This window comes from Pseudovibrio ascidiaceicola, from assembly GCF_900114245.1.
In the GTDB taxonomy this organism is placed as follows: Bacteria; Pseudomonadota; Alphaproteobacteria; order Rhizobiales; family Stappiaceae; genus Pseudovibrio; species Pseudovibrio ascidiaceicola.
Genome location: NZ_FOSK01000006.1, coordinates 284,848 through 299,796, shown reverse-complemented (window position 1 = coordinate 299,796; position 14,949 = coordinate 284,848). Strand labels below are relative to the sequence as shown.

Below are 14,949 nucleotides of genomic sequence, written 5' to 3'. Positions count from 1 at the left end.
GCGCCAAGTTCAAAGATAAGCAATTTCCACCAGTCTCATGACCACCGGAAAAAGAAAAGGCGGTCCGAAGACCGCCTTTTCCTCATCTATACTTATAAAATAGCTTAGCCCTGTTGAGGGAAATGCAGCAGCTTCGCCTGGTTCACCTGCTCAATCGCAGCAATTTCATCCACGGTCGTCTCAGCAATTTCGCCATCAATCTCAACAAGACAGATCGCTTCTTCACCTTCAACCTTACGACCAAGGTTAAACGTCGCAATGTTGATCTTTGCATCACCAAGAATGGAGCCCAGCTGACCAATGAAGCCCGGCTTATCCTGGTTGGTCACATAGAGCATGTTCTCGCCAAGCTCTGCTTCCATGTTAATGCCTTTGATCTGAATGATACGCGGCTTCTGATCACCAAACACTGTACCAGCAACAGAACGCTCCTGACGCTCTGTGATAACAGTCAGGCGGATATAGTTTTCATAAGCACCATGCTGCTCACGGCGAACGTCTTCGATCACGATACCGCGCTCTTTCGCAACTTCCGGAGCAGACACCATGTTTACGGTCTGCAGCAGAGGACGAAGAACACCGGTGAGCGCTGCAGCGGTCAGAGCCTTCACGTTCATCTCAGCAACATCGCCTTCGTATTCAATACGAACCGCTTTGATGCCTGTCTCTGTCGCCTGACCAGCAAAGGAACCAAGCTGCTCCGCCAGCTTCACAAATGGAGCGAGGCGCGGCGCTTCTTCCGCAGTAATGGATGGCATGTTGAGAGCGTTGGAAACAGCGCCATTAACCAAATAGTCAGACATCTGCTCAGCAACCTGCAGCGCAACGTTTTCCTGAGCTTCAGAAGTAGACGCACCAAGGTGAGGCGTACATACGAGGTTTGGAGCACCAAACAGAACGTTCTCTTTAGCTGGCTCTACAGTGAACACGTCAACCGCAGCACCCGCAACCTTGCCGCTATCCAACGCAGCACGAAGAGCATCTTCGTCGACCAGACCACCACGGGCACAGTTGATGAGATAGACACCATCTTTCATGGTCTCGATTGCATCCGCATCAATAATGTTACGGGTACGGTCAGTCAGTGGAGTATGCAGTGTAATAAAGTCAGCGCGCTTGAAGAGGTCTTCCAGCTCAACCTTCTCGACACCAAGGTCAATAGCACGTTCATGAGACAAGAACGGATCGAACGCAATCACCTTCATTTTCAAACCGATAGCGCGATCCGCAACAATGGAACCGATATTGCCGCAACCAACAAGACCCAGCGTCTTGGAAGTGACTTCGTTACCCATAAAGCGGGACTTTTCCCACTTACCAGCCTGCGTGGAAACATCCGCCGCCGGAATCTGACGGGTCACCGCAAACATCATTGCAATCGCATGTTCAGCAGTCGTAATCGCGTTACCAAACGGGGTGTTCATAACAACGATACCCTTGGCAGTCGCTGCCGGAATATCAACGTTATCGACACCAATACCAGCGCGTCCAATCACCTTCAGGTTGGTCGCTGCTTTGATGATTTTTTCAGTTGCTTTAGTCGCGGAACGGATCGCCAAACCATCATACTTGCCAATGATTTCTGCGAGTTTTTCTTTGTCCTTGCCAACATCTGGCAGGAAGTCAACATCGCAACCGCGTTCTTTGAAAATCTGAACTGCTTTATCAGAGAGTTTATCGGAAATAAGAACTTTAGGAGCCATCGGGCTAACCTTTCAAGTCAACGAAGGTATCCTCCCATTCATATGTTGCGGGAGCCAGATACACTTCTTGCGTCAGGTTAACCGGTCACACTGGGCGACCGGAACTTTTTCGTTCAAAAAATAGGGAATTTAAGCAGAAACCAGCTTTGCTTTTTCAGCAGCAAAAGCATAATCCAACCAAGGAATAAGCGCTTCTACATTGGCAGTTTCAACCGTCGCACCACACCAGATCCGAAGACCGGACGGCGCATCACGGTATGCTCCAATGTCGAATGCCACTTCTTCTTTGTCGAGCAGGTTCACAATCGCTTTGGCAAATGCAGCCTGTGCTTTGTCATCAAGCTTCGTGATTTCCGGATCAACAATCTTCAGACAAACAGAAGTATTGGAACGGGTTGCCGGGTCAACTGCCAGGAAATCAACCCAATCAGTTTTCTCAGCCCAAGTCGTGATCGCAGCGGTATTTGCATCAGCACGAGCAATCAGTGCTTTTAGACCACCCAGTTCTTTGGCCCAACCCAAAGCATCCAGATAATCTTCTACGCAAAGCATGCTCGGCGTGTTGATGGTTGCGCCTTCAAAAACACCATCGATCAACTTGCCGCCTTTAGTCAGACGGAAGATCTTCGGCATCGGCCATGCAGGCGTATAGCTCTCAAGGCGTTCAACAGCACGAGGTGACAAGATCAGAATCCCGTGAGCAGCTTCACCACCCAGCACTTTCTGCCAAGAGTAAGTCACAACATCAAGCTTATCGAATTCCAGCTCCTGCGCAAAAGCAGCAGAAGTCGCATCGCAGATGGTCAGGCCTTTACGGTCTGCAGGAATAAAATCACCATTCGGCACACGCACACCAGAGGTGGTGCCGTTCCAGGTGAAGACCACATCGTGGTCAAAATTAATGGTGTTGAGGTCTGGCAGTTCGCCATAGCTCGCTTCAATCTTGCGTGCATCCGCAAGCTTGAGCTGCTTCATAACATCGGAAACCCAACCGGAACCAAAGCTTTCCCAGGCAACCATGTCTACTGGGCGCGCACCAAGCAGCGACCACAGTGCCATTTCAACAGCACCAGTATCAGAAGCAGGAACAATTCCGATTTTGTAATCAGCAGGCACTTCGAGGACTTCACGAGTCAACTCGATAGCTTCTTTCAGCTTCGCCTTACCAATCTTAGCACGGTGAGATCTGCCAAGGGGCGCGTCTGCAAGGATTGCAGGTGTCCAGCCCGGACGCTTGGCACATGGACCCGAAGAAAAGTTCGGGTTTACCGGCTTTGTGGCCGGCATTGTCGTATTCGTCATAATGACTACCCTTTCAGATAGGTGCCCCTCGTTGGGGAGGGGTGTCCCACCGACGGGTCTATGCGAAACGACTTATCTCGTCAACAAGTGTTTTTTTGCAGAGCAACATTCAATCAATTAAACGCTGCGTACGATTAGATATATTTTGTGTATTCGCCCAGTGGATAACCAATCTTTCAATTCTACGAACTCTCCAATTTCAATCAAAAAAAGAGCCTGTCGCTGGACAGGCTCTGGAGTGTTTTGGTCAGCATTCAAACTGGAGGCGCTCCAGCCTGCGACCTAATACTTTGTAACGATCGGCTGGTCATATCCACCGCTAGAAGACCCACCAAACTCATAGCGCAACCCAACACGCACTTCATGCGCTGCGAGATTGTCATACTTAATGCCAGAGGTCTTGCCATTACTGGAAAATGACTTGGTCTTCACGGCACCAATGTTCAGATAGCGGTAGCCTGCATCAATCTTCCAGTTATCATCGATCTCATAGGACGTGCCTGCCATAAGAGCCCATGAGAAATTCCACCAGTGCCCTTTAGGATATTTGACTCTGGTACCATCAGGATTGATTGCACGGACGCTCTTTGCATTCACGTAAGAGGCACCAACACCAGCTCCAACATAGGGAGTGAAGCCATTGTAATACCCTAGGTCAGCATAGACATTCCAAAGAACAGTCCAGACATCCAGTGTCGCAAATTCATCTGAGGTGCCGGAGGTACTACAAGTACCAATACACTCAGCTTTTGCTGTAAAGTCAGCATCCCATTCGTAGTCCAGTGTCACATCTGTGCGAATGAAGTCATTCACGCGATAACCAACACCAACACCAACAACACCGGTTGGCTCCAATTCTTCATCATTGAACTTGATATGAGAGAATTTCGCTTTGGGATTCTGATAGACCTTGTAGCCGATGTCACCACGCAGATACCAACCACCACCGATTTGCACTTGTGGAAGCTCGGGCTCTTCTACGAATACAGGTGCTGGGAGATCTGCTGCATAAGCAACACCAGACAAAACCAGCGCAGCTGCAGTCGATGTCAGCAACTTACTAAAATACTTCATGCTTATGTCCTCTCAAACGGCACCTGTCACGCGAGATGATTGCCCTTAAATAAAACCTAAGCATTTTCTACAGCGAAAGAATTACCTATAAATTAACCAGTATTATTAACCCTAATATTTATTATTAACAAACAACTAACAAGCACGAATCAAGCAAATATCAGATAGTTAATTTGCATTTACTTATGCGCACCGCAGATTTCAGAACAAAGAAAGCGGACATCATGAAATGCCCGCTCTCAAAACTCGATAAATTAAATAATTTCAGTTAGCTAGCCGCTGCCTTTTTAACGGCCTCAACGATGCTATCTACCACCTTGTTGAGAAGGTTTGCATCATCAGCCTCACCCATCACACGAATAAGTGGCTCGGTTCCAGAAGCGCGGATAACAAGGCGCCCCTGTTTACCAAGCTTCTCTTCTCCGGCCTTAATAACCGCCTTAACAGCCTTATCTTCGAGAGGTTTACCACTCGCATAGCGCACATTCTTAAGGATCTGAGGCACTGGAACGAATCGGTTACAAACCTCTGAAACCGGCTTCTTCGTCTTCTTCACGCAAGCAAGAATCTGCAGCGCAGCTACAAGGCCATCACCAGTTGTACCAAAATCAGACATCACAATATGGCCGGACTGTTCCCCGCCTACATTGAAGCCACCTTCACGCATCCGCTCAACAACATAGCGATCTCCAACTTTGGTACGTTCAAGAGAAAGACCAAGACCTTTCAGGAACCGCTCCAAACCGAGGTTCGACATCACAGTCGCAACAATACCAGGCGCTGAAAGACGCCCATCTGCTTTCCAGGATTCAGCAATCACTGCCATCAGCTGATCACCATCAACAACCTTGCTGTTCTCATCCACGATGATCACGCGGTCTGCATCGCCATCCAGCGCTATCCCGATATCCGCCCGAACTTCGTGAACTTTCTTCGCAAGCGCTTCAGGAGCAGTGGAACCACAGTCCTTGTTGATGTTGAATCCATCCGGATCAACACCCAACGGGAACACTTCAGCACCCAACTCCCAAAGGATCTCTGGAGCAACCTTATAGGCAGCACCATTCGCACAATCGATCACAATGCGCATGCCATTTAAGTTTAGGTCACGTGGCAAAGTGCGCTTGGCGAACTCGATGTAGCGATCTTTCATGCTATCAATGCGCGTTGCACGACCGAGGGTATCTGGTGCCGGCAAACTCTGGCTCATATCACTATCGATGAGGCGTTCAATCTGAAGTTCAACCTCATCAGACAGCTTGAACCCATCAGGACCAAAGAACTTGATACCGTTGTCTTCAAACGGGTTATGACTGGCAGAGATCATCACACCAATGTCCGCACGCAACGAACGCGTCAGCATCGCAACAGCTGGGGTTGGCATAGGGCCAAGCACAAAAACATCCATGCCCATCGCAGTAAAACCAGCAACAAGTGCGTTTTCAAACATGTAACCAGAAAGGCGCGTATCTTTGCCGATGACCACGCGGTGCCGGTATTTACCACGGCGGAACACCACACCAGCAGCCATTCCAACCTTCAGCGCAACTTCCGCGGTCATTGGCCACTTGTTTGCAGTACCGCGCATTCCGTCGGTGCCAAAGTATTTTCGCGACATTTAATGTTTCCCTGAACTCTCAAATGCGGAGCGTATCGCTCTCGATAAATCTAATTGAAATGGTGATACACGCTTGCCCTTGCCTGGTCCTGTCAAATGATGTGTCCAATTATTACGGTTCACCCGCAATGTGACGCAGCAGCAAAGCCGAATTTTCACCCATACAAAAGCCAAACAGTTGAGCCTCAATAGCAAATGCCCGACTGAACAGCCGGGCATTTTATTCTTTAAAGCACCATCAAGAAGACTGGCTGTTAGCTCTGAGGCTGTGGGTTAAGCCCGTCGGAAGCCTCACCGCCGTGCTTCTTTCCGCCAGCAGTAGGCACGCCAGTAGAGCGCGGAGTCGATGGACTATCATCACCGGTATCACGCACAGGCTGCTCACCATCAAGCATCTTGCGGATTTCATCACCGGAGAGAGTTTCATACTCCAGCAAGCCCTGAGCAATCAGGTGAAGCTGATCTTCGTGTTCACGTAGTAGCTTGTTTGCAGTCTCATAACCCTGATTAACAAAGCTCTTTACTTCAGCATCAACCATTTTCTGAGTTTCATCAGAAACATTTTGGTTTTTCGCTACAGAGTGACCAAGGAAGACCTCTTCCTGGTTCTCGCCATAAAGCAACGGGCCAAGCTTATCGGACATACCAAACTGCGTCGCCATAGCCTTCGCAAGCTTGGTTGCCATCTGGATATCGCCGGAAGCACCTGAAGTAACCTTCTCATAGCCGAAGATCATTTCTTCAGCAACACGGCCACCCATGGCAACAGCAAGGTCAGCTTTACACTTCGCACGGGTCAGAGAAACCTGATCTTTCTCTGGCAACCGCATCACCATACCCAGCGCACGACCGCGTGGAATAATAGTTGCTTTGTGAACCGGATCAGATGCAGGCATGTGCATCGCAACCAGTGCATGTCCAGCTTCGTGATAAGCAGTCAGCTTCTTTTCTTCTTCTGTCATGACAAGCGTACGACGTTCCGCACCCATCATCACCTTGTCTTTAGCATCTTCAAACTCAGCCATGGTGACCAGACGCTTGGAGCGGCGCGCAGCAAGAAGCGCAGCCTCATTCACAAGGTTCATCAAGTCAGCACCAGAGAAACCAGGCGTTCCGCGAGCAAGTGTATGCACGTTTACATCTGGAGCCAAAGGCACTTTACGCATGTGAACTTTGAGGATCTTTTCACGGCCAGTAACGTCTGGATTTGGCACAACAATCTGACGGTCAAAACGACCCGGACGCAGAAGCGCAGGATCAAGCACGTCAGGACGGTTGGTCGCCGCGATGATGATCACGCCTTCATTTGCCTCAAAACCATCCATCTCAACAAGGAGCTGGTTGAGGGTCTGTTCGCGTTCATCGTTACCGCCGCCAAGGCCAGCACCACGATGGCGACCAACAGCATCAATCTCATCGATGAAAATAATGCATGGAGAGTTCTTCTTCGCCTGTTCGAACATGTCACGAACACGAGAAGCACCAACACCAACAAACATTTCAACGAAGTCAGAACCGGAAATGGTGAAGAACGGTACGTTTGCTTCACCCGCCACTGCTCGTGCAGTCAGGGTTTTACCAGTACCAGGAGGGCCAACCAGCAGCACGCCGCGAGGAATACGACCACCAAGACGCTGGAATTTCTGCGGGTCACGCAGGAACTCAACAATCTCCTGAAGATCTTCCTTCGCTTCATCAATGCCTGCGACGTCTTCAAACGTCACACGGCCAGAAGACTCGGTCAGCAGTTTCGCTTTAGACTTACCAAAGCCCATAGCTTTGCCACCACCACCTTGCATCTGACGCATCACAAAGATCCAGATACCGAGGATCAACAGCATTGGTAGCCATGAAATCAAGGCTCCAAAGAGAGAGAAACTCTCGGAAGGTGGCTTTGCGTTAATCAAAACGCCTTTGGTTTGCAGCACATCAACATATTTGGCATCACTAGGCGCATAGGTCTGGAAAGTACCGCCATTGCTGTATTTGCCGGTAATCTGTTGTTGTTGAATCGTGACCTCACGGATATCGCCCTGCTCAGCTTGATTGATAAACTGAGAATAAGCAATTTCATTAGTGTTGCTTCGTGAGGTCGGATTCTGAAAGAGCTGGAACAGCGCTATCAGCAACAGACCGATAATCACCCAGAGGGCAAAATTCCGGAAATTGGTGTTCATTTCGATCCCTTTACCGCAAGGTGGCGGCGATCCTCGCACGTGTCTCTGTCAAGATCATAGCGAGCCCTAATGGGCTTTCTACGTTTTCCTGAGAATGACACAGATTCTTTCTCAGTTTTCTTAAGGCCAACGGAATTTTGCCGGTTACCCCTGAAAATTCAGGATTGATGCTCCGTTAATTCCGACTTTACCAGCCCAGACGTTCAAGTTGCATTCCTCTAAAGCATAAATGCATAGATTTAACAGAACGCCAGCAAAACCAAGATTTATTCAAAATGTTCTGCTCACTGGGACCATCGAAATTCCGTAGGTCCTCGATCTTACCTCAGCATCAGCTGTTGTTCGACCAATCTTCTTCCAAGGCATGTAGGATACCCCACCAGCAAAAACAATAAGCGGAGCTGTCAGAAATGCTGTTTTCAGCCAGTTAGCGGGAATTTCTAGCTCAAAATCTCCACACAGCTCTTTTTGAACATAAGTGATTTTGAAACTTTCCGCAGAATGCGCCGCTTTATAACGCCAGCGATCATCCCATATTCCCTCATCTCCCGGCTTAACCTCAATCTCTGGCAAGCCAGCTCTACCGGCCTCTCGAAAGCAAAACCAAATGGATTCGTCATGCGGTTTTGCCAGCGCAAACCGAACCCCGCCAAGAGTGGCCGCTCGGCTTCCATCCTCTGCTTTCAAGGTCTCGTAAAGCCCTTCAAGCTTGGCAAGGCGCGGCATGTAAGGAGCACCGGAGATGTAGCGTACAAGACGTCCAACCAACCTCAAGCCGATCTCATCGGGAATGTACTCTAGGCACGAACTGTCAAAACGGACGGGCCCAGCACTGTGAAACGTACAGGACTTCTCAGCAACTTCATCCACCCACACATCAATTGCATCAGCAGCACGGGACATGCGTCGCGCCGTGTCGGAAAGCTTCGCCGCAGTCAGCCCAAGTTCGTCAAGCTCCTGCTGCGCTTGCCGAAATTTTACACGGGTGAACTGCTCATCTTCATTAGATGGATCTTCAAACCATGGCACCTGGGCAGAATGCAAAAGCGACTTAAGCCGAACCTTGCTGGTTTCGAGCAGTGGACGGCAGATCTGAAATCCGTCTATCTCTCGGTCCTTACGAATGCACGCAAGCCCATAAACCCCACTGCCCCGCGCCAGACGCGTCAAAAACGTTTCTGCCTGATCTTCCAGATGATGTGCTAGAAAGAGCGCCTCACATCCGTGATCTTCGGCAGCCTGCCGCAAAAGAGCATAACGTGCATCTCGCGCTTCTGATTGAATGTTTGAAGACGGCTTCTCACCAACCCAATGCAGTGTCTCATGTGGCACTTCAATACGCGTACAATACTGCGCGACGCCAGAAGCTTCACCGGCAGCCTCAGCACGCAAACCATGATTGACGGTGAGAGCGTAAAGTTCAGGCGCAGAAAACCCCAATTCCTGCGTCCACTGCTTCAAGAGGTAAAGCAGCGCCATAGAATCAGCACCGCCGGACACACCAACGGCGATCCGGCGGAAAGACTTATACTCTCCGAAAAGCTCATTCAGCTCTTCGGAAGAAAAGAGAGCAACTTGATTAGAGGCAGTTGTCACGTTTCTGTTGAACCTTGGCCTGCTCCAGCACAGCAGGGGCTGCAAACTGGAAATTGGCGAGAAGCTGCTCGTAGGTTTCACAAGCAGCGGGCGCATTCCCCATACCTGTAAGGGCAGTCCCCAATTTCAGCAAGCTTTCAGGAGCCAGTTCACTCTCAGGAAAATCAGTATAGCTTTTTAGAAAAGCTTGTGCAGCGTTCTCATACTGACGCTGAGCCAGCAGGCTTTCGCCAAGCCAGTGCTGCGCATTCGCAGTCAGCTCATGATCAGGATACATGCCAAGGAACGTATCAAAGCCCTCAGTAGCAGCAGGGTAGTTGCCACCAACCATCAAGCCATAAACCGCATTGTAGTCCGACTGCGGGTCACCGCTCAGCAGTTCATTCACACTACCAGAAAACTGAAGAGAGCCAGAACTTGGTGCAAGTGTTGAACCAGTGGGCGCAGCGTTGTTGCCGCGTGCAATCTGAGAAAGATCCAATGGACCGCTGTTCGTTCCCTGAGCAGGCGTGTTCAGTGTTGAAAGCTGCTGGCTTCGGTTCGCCGGGGCTGTCGTGCTTGGTTGCTGGACAACTGGAGGCTGGACAACACGAGGTGTCTGACCTGGATTTTCCAACTGCTGCAGGCGGTACTCAACGTCCTCCTGAGAACGCCGTAGCGCATCTTCAGTCAGACGCAATTTATGATTTAGCTCTTCAACCTTGCCTGTCAGCAAGCGAACCTGCTCCTCAAGTTGACCAAGACGGGCAGTATTTTGAGCGGTCTCATCATTCTTAGATGAACCAAAAAGCTGCGCAGATGCAGGTAAACTTGTAGAGGTTACAAGCGCAAGAACAACAAAGCTTGTTGCAATACGTCGGTAAAGAGCCATCAATTATCTCCTGAGACACCCTTCAGGGGCCGGGTCGGAATTTCTCATCTCTTGGCAAGAGGAAAAGACGAAAATAGGGCACACATTCAGTGTTTCTCTCCTATTTGCGGCTTCTCCCCGACCAATTTCCGTTCTCCTACAAGTTTGCAGGAGTTTCAACAAAAAAGGCTCCCCCAAATTAGGGAAGCCTTTTCTAGATATCAGCAAGTCAAACTCAATTACTGACCACTCAGAACTGTCACAGCACGACGGTTCTGGCTCCAGCAAGAAGCCGCATTACAAACCGCAACCGGACGCTCTTTGCCGTAGGAGAGTGTTTTGATGCGAGTTGGGCTAATGCCTTTTGCAACAAGGTATTCTCGAACTGCAGCTGCACGTCGCGCACCCAGTGCAATGTTGTACTGGCGGGTGCCGCGCTCGTCAGCGTGACCTTCAATCGTAATTGAGTAGTTTTTATAGTGTTGCAGCCACTGAGCCTGCTTGTCCAGCACTGCGCGAGCAGAACCATCAAGGGAGCTCTGGTTGTTGAGGAAGAATACACGATCCCCAACATTCACAACGAAGTCCTGTCCAGAGCCAGCTGCAACAGAACTATTGCCACTGGTCAGTTCAGGGCGTGTCTGCGAACAAGCTGCTGCGACGAGACACACAGCCACCACAGCGGCGAAACGCGCTCCGCGCGCGAACAGCGTCTTTGACATTTATAGAATCTCCTGTCCCTCAAACCCCGAGGGTTAAAAAAGCCCTAGACCAACTTGGTTAAGGGTAACTTGAATTTATTGGTTAATGAAGTGCTAATGACCCCAATTTCCCGCGAGAAATTGGGGGTCTCAGTTTCATGGTTAGTCGAGCAACGGAGACCACGCCGGATCTGAAGCAAAGTTTGGCGTCTGAACCAGCTGTTCGTTATAGCCGGTCAGGTCAACTGTCCAGACCTGAGGACCACCCTGCTCGCCCACAGTATCGCGGAAGAACGTCAGTACACGTCCGTTTGGAGACCAGGCTGGTCCCTCATTGTGATAGCCTTCAGTGAGAATACGCTCACCCTTACCATCTGGGCGAATAACACCAATCATGAAGCGCCCCTGATGCACCTTAGTAAAGGCAATCAAATCACCGCGCGGCGACCACACAGGCGTTGAATACTGTCCTGGCCCAAAGGATATGCGTGTCGCACCGCTTCCATTTGAGTTCATCACATAAAGCTGCTGAGAACCGCCACGGTCACTTTCAAACACCACCTGACTTCCATCCGGAGAGAAAGAAGGACTGGTGTCGATAGCGGCTGTATTGGTCAGGCGCGTAGTCCGGCGTGTCCGGAGATCCATGAGATAAAGGTTCGCATTGCTGCCCTGCTGCAAGCTCATGATGACCTTTTGACCATCAGGAGAGAAGCGCGGCGCAAACGTCATACCTGGGAAGTTTCCAAGAACCTCACGCTGCCCGGTTTCAATGTTGAACAGGTAAACCTGCGGATTACCGCCTACATAAGACATGTAGGTCACTTCCTGAGAGACAGGAGAGAACCGAGGTGTCAGCACAAGGTCATCACCACGAGTCAGATAGCGAACATTCGCGCCATCCTGATCCATAATCGCCAGGCGCTTACGGCGCGCATCCTTCGGTCCGCTTTCATCAATAAAGACCACGCGGGTATCGAAGTAACCTTTTTCACCAGTCAAACGCTGGTAAACCGCGTCGGAAATGATGTGTGCCAGACGGCGCCAGTTTTCTGGTGTGGTGAAGAACTGCTGGCCAATCAACTGCTGACCGGCAAACACATCCCACAAACGAAATTCTGCCCGGATCTGTCCGTTTGCCTGCTGCGCGATAGAACCAGTCACCAAAGCCTGAGAACCAATGGTTCTCCAATCGCCAAAGCGCGGCATGGTGCCCACATTCATTCCCTGCTGAATATGCGCTGTCGGATCAATCGGGCGGAATAAGCCCGAGCGCTGCAAATCCGCTGCAACAACTTGAGAAATCTGCCCTGCTACGTCTTCCTGCAAGCCGGAACCTGCAAAGGGAGAAATTGCAATCGGCATAGGTTCAACGTTGCCCTGAGTAATATCAAGCTCAATCAGGGCATATGCAGGTTGAGAGATCGCAGCAACAGTAACAGCAGCAGCCACAAGGCGACATGCATGACGCCATAGCTGCTTGACTCCTGTTGTACGCATTGGGTTAAGCCCCATCACAAAGGACATAGACCTAAGCTCCTTTCAATCTCAATACCTAGTATCCAAGCATGTCGCGAGGATCAAAATTCAAGATGACGGTTTTCCATGCATCATATTTAGCTGCTGGCAGAGAATACGGACCGCAGCGATAGACCGCGCGTTCTGCACTGCTTGCAGCAGCTCTGAATGTTGGGTTACTGCTGGAATTCAGAACCTTCATCTGCCCTTCAACTTCACCAGTACGGCTCAGGTTGAATTGCAGACGAACGGTCAGATCTTCAGCACCAGCTGCACCCACAGGCGGGTTCCAGCACCGGGCGACCTGCCCGCGAAGCGCATCCAGTTCAGACTGGCTCATCTTCACGTTGGTCTGACCCAATTCGGATCCAAGAGAAGCCGGCTTGGCAGACTTTGCAGTCCCACTCGACTTCGCATTCGTTTTGTTCAGCAAAGCCGCCATCTTCGAGTTAAAGTCTTCCTTCTTCTTCGGCTCTTCCTTCTTCGGCGCTTTAGGGCGCGCTGGAGGCTTGGGCTTGGAACGTGGACGAACTTTAACGACCTGCTTTGGCTTTTCTGTCTTTTCTATTTCAGGACCAAGTTCTGCAGTCTCCACAGGCGCCTTCTCTTTTGGCACCTCCTTTGGAGCTGGCTCTGGTTCAGCTGGTTCTGGTGGCGGCGGCGGTGTTTCAGCCTGCTGCACTTCCTTCTTCGCTTCCTGAACCTTCTTCACCTCTTTCTTAGCTTCACCGGTCTTTTTCTCCGGTTCTGGCTTTTCTGCAGGCTTCTTGGTCGGCTGCAAAGCAGCCTCTTTGATTTCCTTCGCTTCTTTTGTGCCCAGCTGCAGCTTTGTCAGCTCGCTCACAGGCACAAGATCCACGGGCAGTGAATCCACCGGGGCAGTGTTCAGCTCTTTGCCGAAGTTAAGCGAAACCGCTCCGGCAACAAGCACGACCACGTGAACAATTAGCGATGCGATAAGGCCTGCACGCATTCCCGGTTAACCCTGCTCCTCTAGAGTGACGAGCCCAATGCGCTTGTATCCAGCTGCATTGATGCGACCCATAACTTTCATGATGATTCCGTAATCAGCATCCTGATCACCACGCACGTAAATACGCTCGTTGTAACCATTCTCGGCAATCGCACCGAGTTTCGCGATCAACTCATCGATAGGGATCTCGGTATCCTGAATGAACACGCCCCCATCGGACTTCACCGAAATCGCTATCGGCTCAGTGTCACCCTCCATCGCTTTTGCGCGAGTTTCAGGCAGGTCAATCGGCACGCCGACAGTTAGCAAGGGAGCTGCCACCATAAAGATGATCAGCAGTACCAGCATCACGTCCACCATCGGCGTTACGTTGATCTCGCTCATCGGTGCGTGAGAATGCCTGCGGCGACCACGTCTGCCACCTGCACGACCACCACCACCAGCTGCTCCAGTGCTCATACCCATGGGTTATCCTCGCTCATCAATGCGGCGAGACAAAATGGCGGAAAACTCGTCTGCAAAGCCTTCCATACGCGCGGCAAGCTTGCCGGAATCACTCTGCAGTTTGTTGTAAGCAATAACCGCCGGAATAGCTGCAATCAGGCCCAAACCGGTCGCAAACAGCGCCTCGGCGATACCCGGAGCCACAACGGCAAGGTTGGTATTCTTGGAAGCCGCAATGGACGTAAACGCATTCATGATGCCCCACACCGTACCAAACAGGCCAACAAATGGAGCCGCACTGCCAATCGTTGCAAGGAACAACAGGCGCTTTTCAAGGCGCTCAACTTCGCGGGAGATGGTCAAATCCATCACACGGTCAATTCGCTGCTGCAAGCTGGCAATCGCAGGCTTATCGCCTTCATGAGAGCGCTTCCACTCACGCATCGCAGCCACGAACAATGCAGACATGCCGTTATTCGCGCGGGAGGATAAAGACTTATAGAGCTCTTCGAGAGACTGGCCGGACCAGAACACATTCTCAAAACGGTTCATCTGGCGACGAGAGCGACCGTATAGAACAATCTTGTCAAAGATAATCGCCCAGCTCCAGACAGAAGCAGCGATCAGACCGATCATTACAATCTTGACGACGATGTCTGCTTCCAGAAACAACGAAATGTAGGACAAGCCCGAACCCGGAGCTGCACCCAGCTCAACAGATTGCACGTCCTGAGCCGTTGCAGCCAATGGCGTCAACAAAGCCGCCGCTGCGCTCATGGCCACAACGAGTTTCATCACCTTAGAGTTCATGTAATAAGGACCTCTTGCCCTGATAACCCAAAGACCTGTCCACGGTAGAACCCCTGCCATGGACACAACCAGTCTATTAAACATTTAGCAGCCTTCCTGCCTGTCGAATTTGGCGAAACTTCGACTACAGCCAGCATTGAAGGCATAAATGAAAAGACCTGTTTAAGGTTACTGAAGGATTAA

General features: G+C 50.6%; 12 protein-coding genes. All 12 read right to left on the bottom strand.

Annotated elements, in window-relative coordinates; genetic code table 11:
* Positions 1-104: 104 nt before the first annotated feature.
* Positions 105-1,703, bottom strand: a complete 1,599-nt coding sequence (gene serA, locus BM231_RS13645; RefSeq protein WP_093520160.1) for a phosphoglycerate dehydrogenase — start codon at positions 1,701-1,703, stop codon at positions 105-107.
* 129 nt (positions 1,704-1,832) lie between these two features.
* Positions 1,833-3,005, bottom strand: a complete 1,173-nt coding sequence (locus tag BM231_RS13640) for a phosphoserine transaminase (RefSeq protein ID WP_093520158.1) — start codon at positions 3,003-3,005, stop codon at positions 1,833-1,835.
* Between the two features lie 282 nt (positions 3,006-3,287).
* Entirely contained in the window at positions 3,288-4,079 is a 792-nt protein-coding gene (locus BM231_RS13635; protein ID WP_063312754.1) for an outer membrane protein, read from the bottom strand.
* A gap of 268 nt (positions 4,080-4,347) precedes the next feature.
* Entirely contained in the window at positions 4,348-5,697 is a 1,350-nt protein-coding gene (glmM, locus tag BM231_RS13630; RefSeq protein WP_093520156.1) for a phosphoglucosamine mutase, read from the bottom strand.
* Between the two features lie 254 nt (positions 5,698-5,951).
* A complete protein-coding gene (gene ftsH / locus BM231_RS13625; RefSeq protein WP_093520154.1) occupies positions 5,952-7,874 on the bottom strand; it encodes an ATP-dependent zinc metalloprotease FtsH in 1,923 nt (640 codons plus the stop codon).
* Positions 7,875-8,144: 270 nt separating this feature from the next.
* Positions 8,145-9,470 carry a tRNA lysidine(34) synthetase TilS gene (tilS, locus tag BM231_RS13620; protein ID WP_159437965.1) on the bottom strand — a complete coding sequence of 442 codons (1,326 nt, stop codon included), beginning with the start codon at positions 9,468-9,470 and terminating at the stop codon, positions 8,145-8,147.
* Positions 9,454-10,341 (bottom strand): tol-pal system protein YbgF, encoded by an 888-nt coding sequence (gene ybgF, locus BM231_RS13615; protein WP_093520150.1) that lies wholly within the window; start codon positions 10,339-10,341, stop codon positions 9,454-9,456. Before ybgF ends, tilS begins: the two co-directional genes overlap by 17 nt.
* Positions 10,342-10,559: 218 nt before the next feature.
* Entirely contained in the window at positions 10,560-11,042 is a 483-nt protein-coding gene (gene pal, locus BM231_RS13610; RefSeq protein ID WP_093520148.1) for a peptidoglycan-associated lipoprotein Pal, read from the bottom strand.
* 141 nt (positions 11,043-11,183) lie between these two features.
* The gene (gene tolB, locus BM231_RS13605) at positions 11,184-12,521 is read right to left on the bottom strand and encodes a Tol-Pal system beta propeller repeat protein TolB (RefSeq protein WP_063291572.1); all 1,338 of its coding nucleotides are present in this window, start codon (positions 12,519-12,521) and stop codon (positions 11,184-11,186) included.
* Positions 12,522-12,576: 55 nt separating this feature from the next.
* A complete protein-coding gene (locus BM231_RS13600) occupies positions 12,577-13,512 on the bottom strand; it encodes a cell envelope biogenesis protein TolA (protein ID WP_093520146.1) in 936 nt (311 codons plus the stop codon).
* A 6-nt stretch (positions 13,513-13,518) separates the two neighbouring features.
* Complete coding sequence (gene tolR, locus BM231_RS13595; protein ID WP_057461980.1) at positions 13,519-13,977, bottom strand: protein TolR; 459 nt, start codon at positions 13,975-13,977, stop codon at positions 13,519-13,521.
* 3 nt (positions 13,978-13,980) lie between these two features.
* Positions 13,981-14,766 (bottom strand): protein TolQ, encoded by a 786-nt coding sequence (gene tolQ / locus BM231_RS13590; RefSeq protein WP_063291532.1) that lies wholly within the window; start codon positions 14,764-14,766, stop codon positions 13,981-13,983.
* Positions 14,767-14,949 lie beyond the last annotated feature (183 nt).

Coding starts and splice junctions, on each gene's coding strand:
- BM231_RS13640 (WP_093520158.1), bottom strand. CDS start 3,005: ATGACGAATACGACAATGCCGGCCACAAAGCCGGTAAACCCGAACTTT.
- tolQ (WP_063291532.1), bottom strand. CDS start 14,766: ATGAACTCTAAGGTGATGAAACTCGTTGTGGCCATGAGCGCAGCGGCG.
- serA (WP_093520160.1), bottom strand. CDS start 1,703: ATGGCTCCTAAAGTTCTTATTTCCGATAAACTCTCTGATAAAGCAGTT.
- BM231_RS13635 (WP_063312754.1), bottom strand. CDS start 4,079: ATGAAGTATTTTAGTAAGTTGCTGACATCGACTGCAGCTGCGCTGGTT.
- glmM (WP_093520156.1), bottom strand. CDS start 5,697: ATGTCGCGAAAATACTTTGGCACCGACGGAATGCGCGGTACTGCAAAC.
- ybgF (WP_093520150.1), bottom strand. CDS start 10,341: ATGGCTCTTTACCGACGTATTGCAACAAGCTTTGTTGTTCTTGCGCTT.
- tolR (WP_057461980.1), bottom strand. CDS start 13,977: ATGGGTATGAGCACTGGAGCAGCTGGTGGTGGTGGTCGTGCAGGTGGC.
- ftsH (WP_093520154.1), bottom strand. CDS start 7,874: ATGAACACCAATTTCCGGAATTTTGCCCTCTGGGTGATTATCGGTCTG.
- tolB (WP_063291572.1), bottom strand. CDS start 12,521: ATGCGTACAACAGGAGTCAAGCAGCTATGGCGTCATGCATGTCGCCTT.
- pal (WP_093520148.1), bottom strand. CDS start 11,042: ATGTCAAAGACGCTGTTCGCGCGCGGAGCGCGTTTCGCCGCTGTGGTG.
- BM231_RS13600 (WP_093520146.1), bottom strand. CDS start 13,512: ATGCGTGCAGGCCTTATCGCATCGCTAATTGTTCACGTGGTCGTGCTT.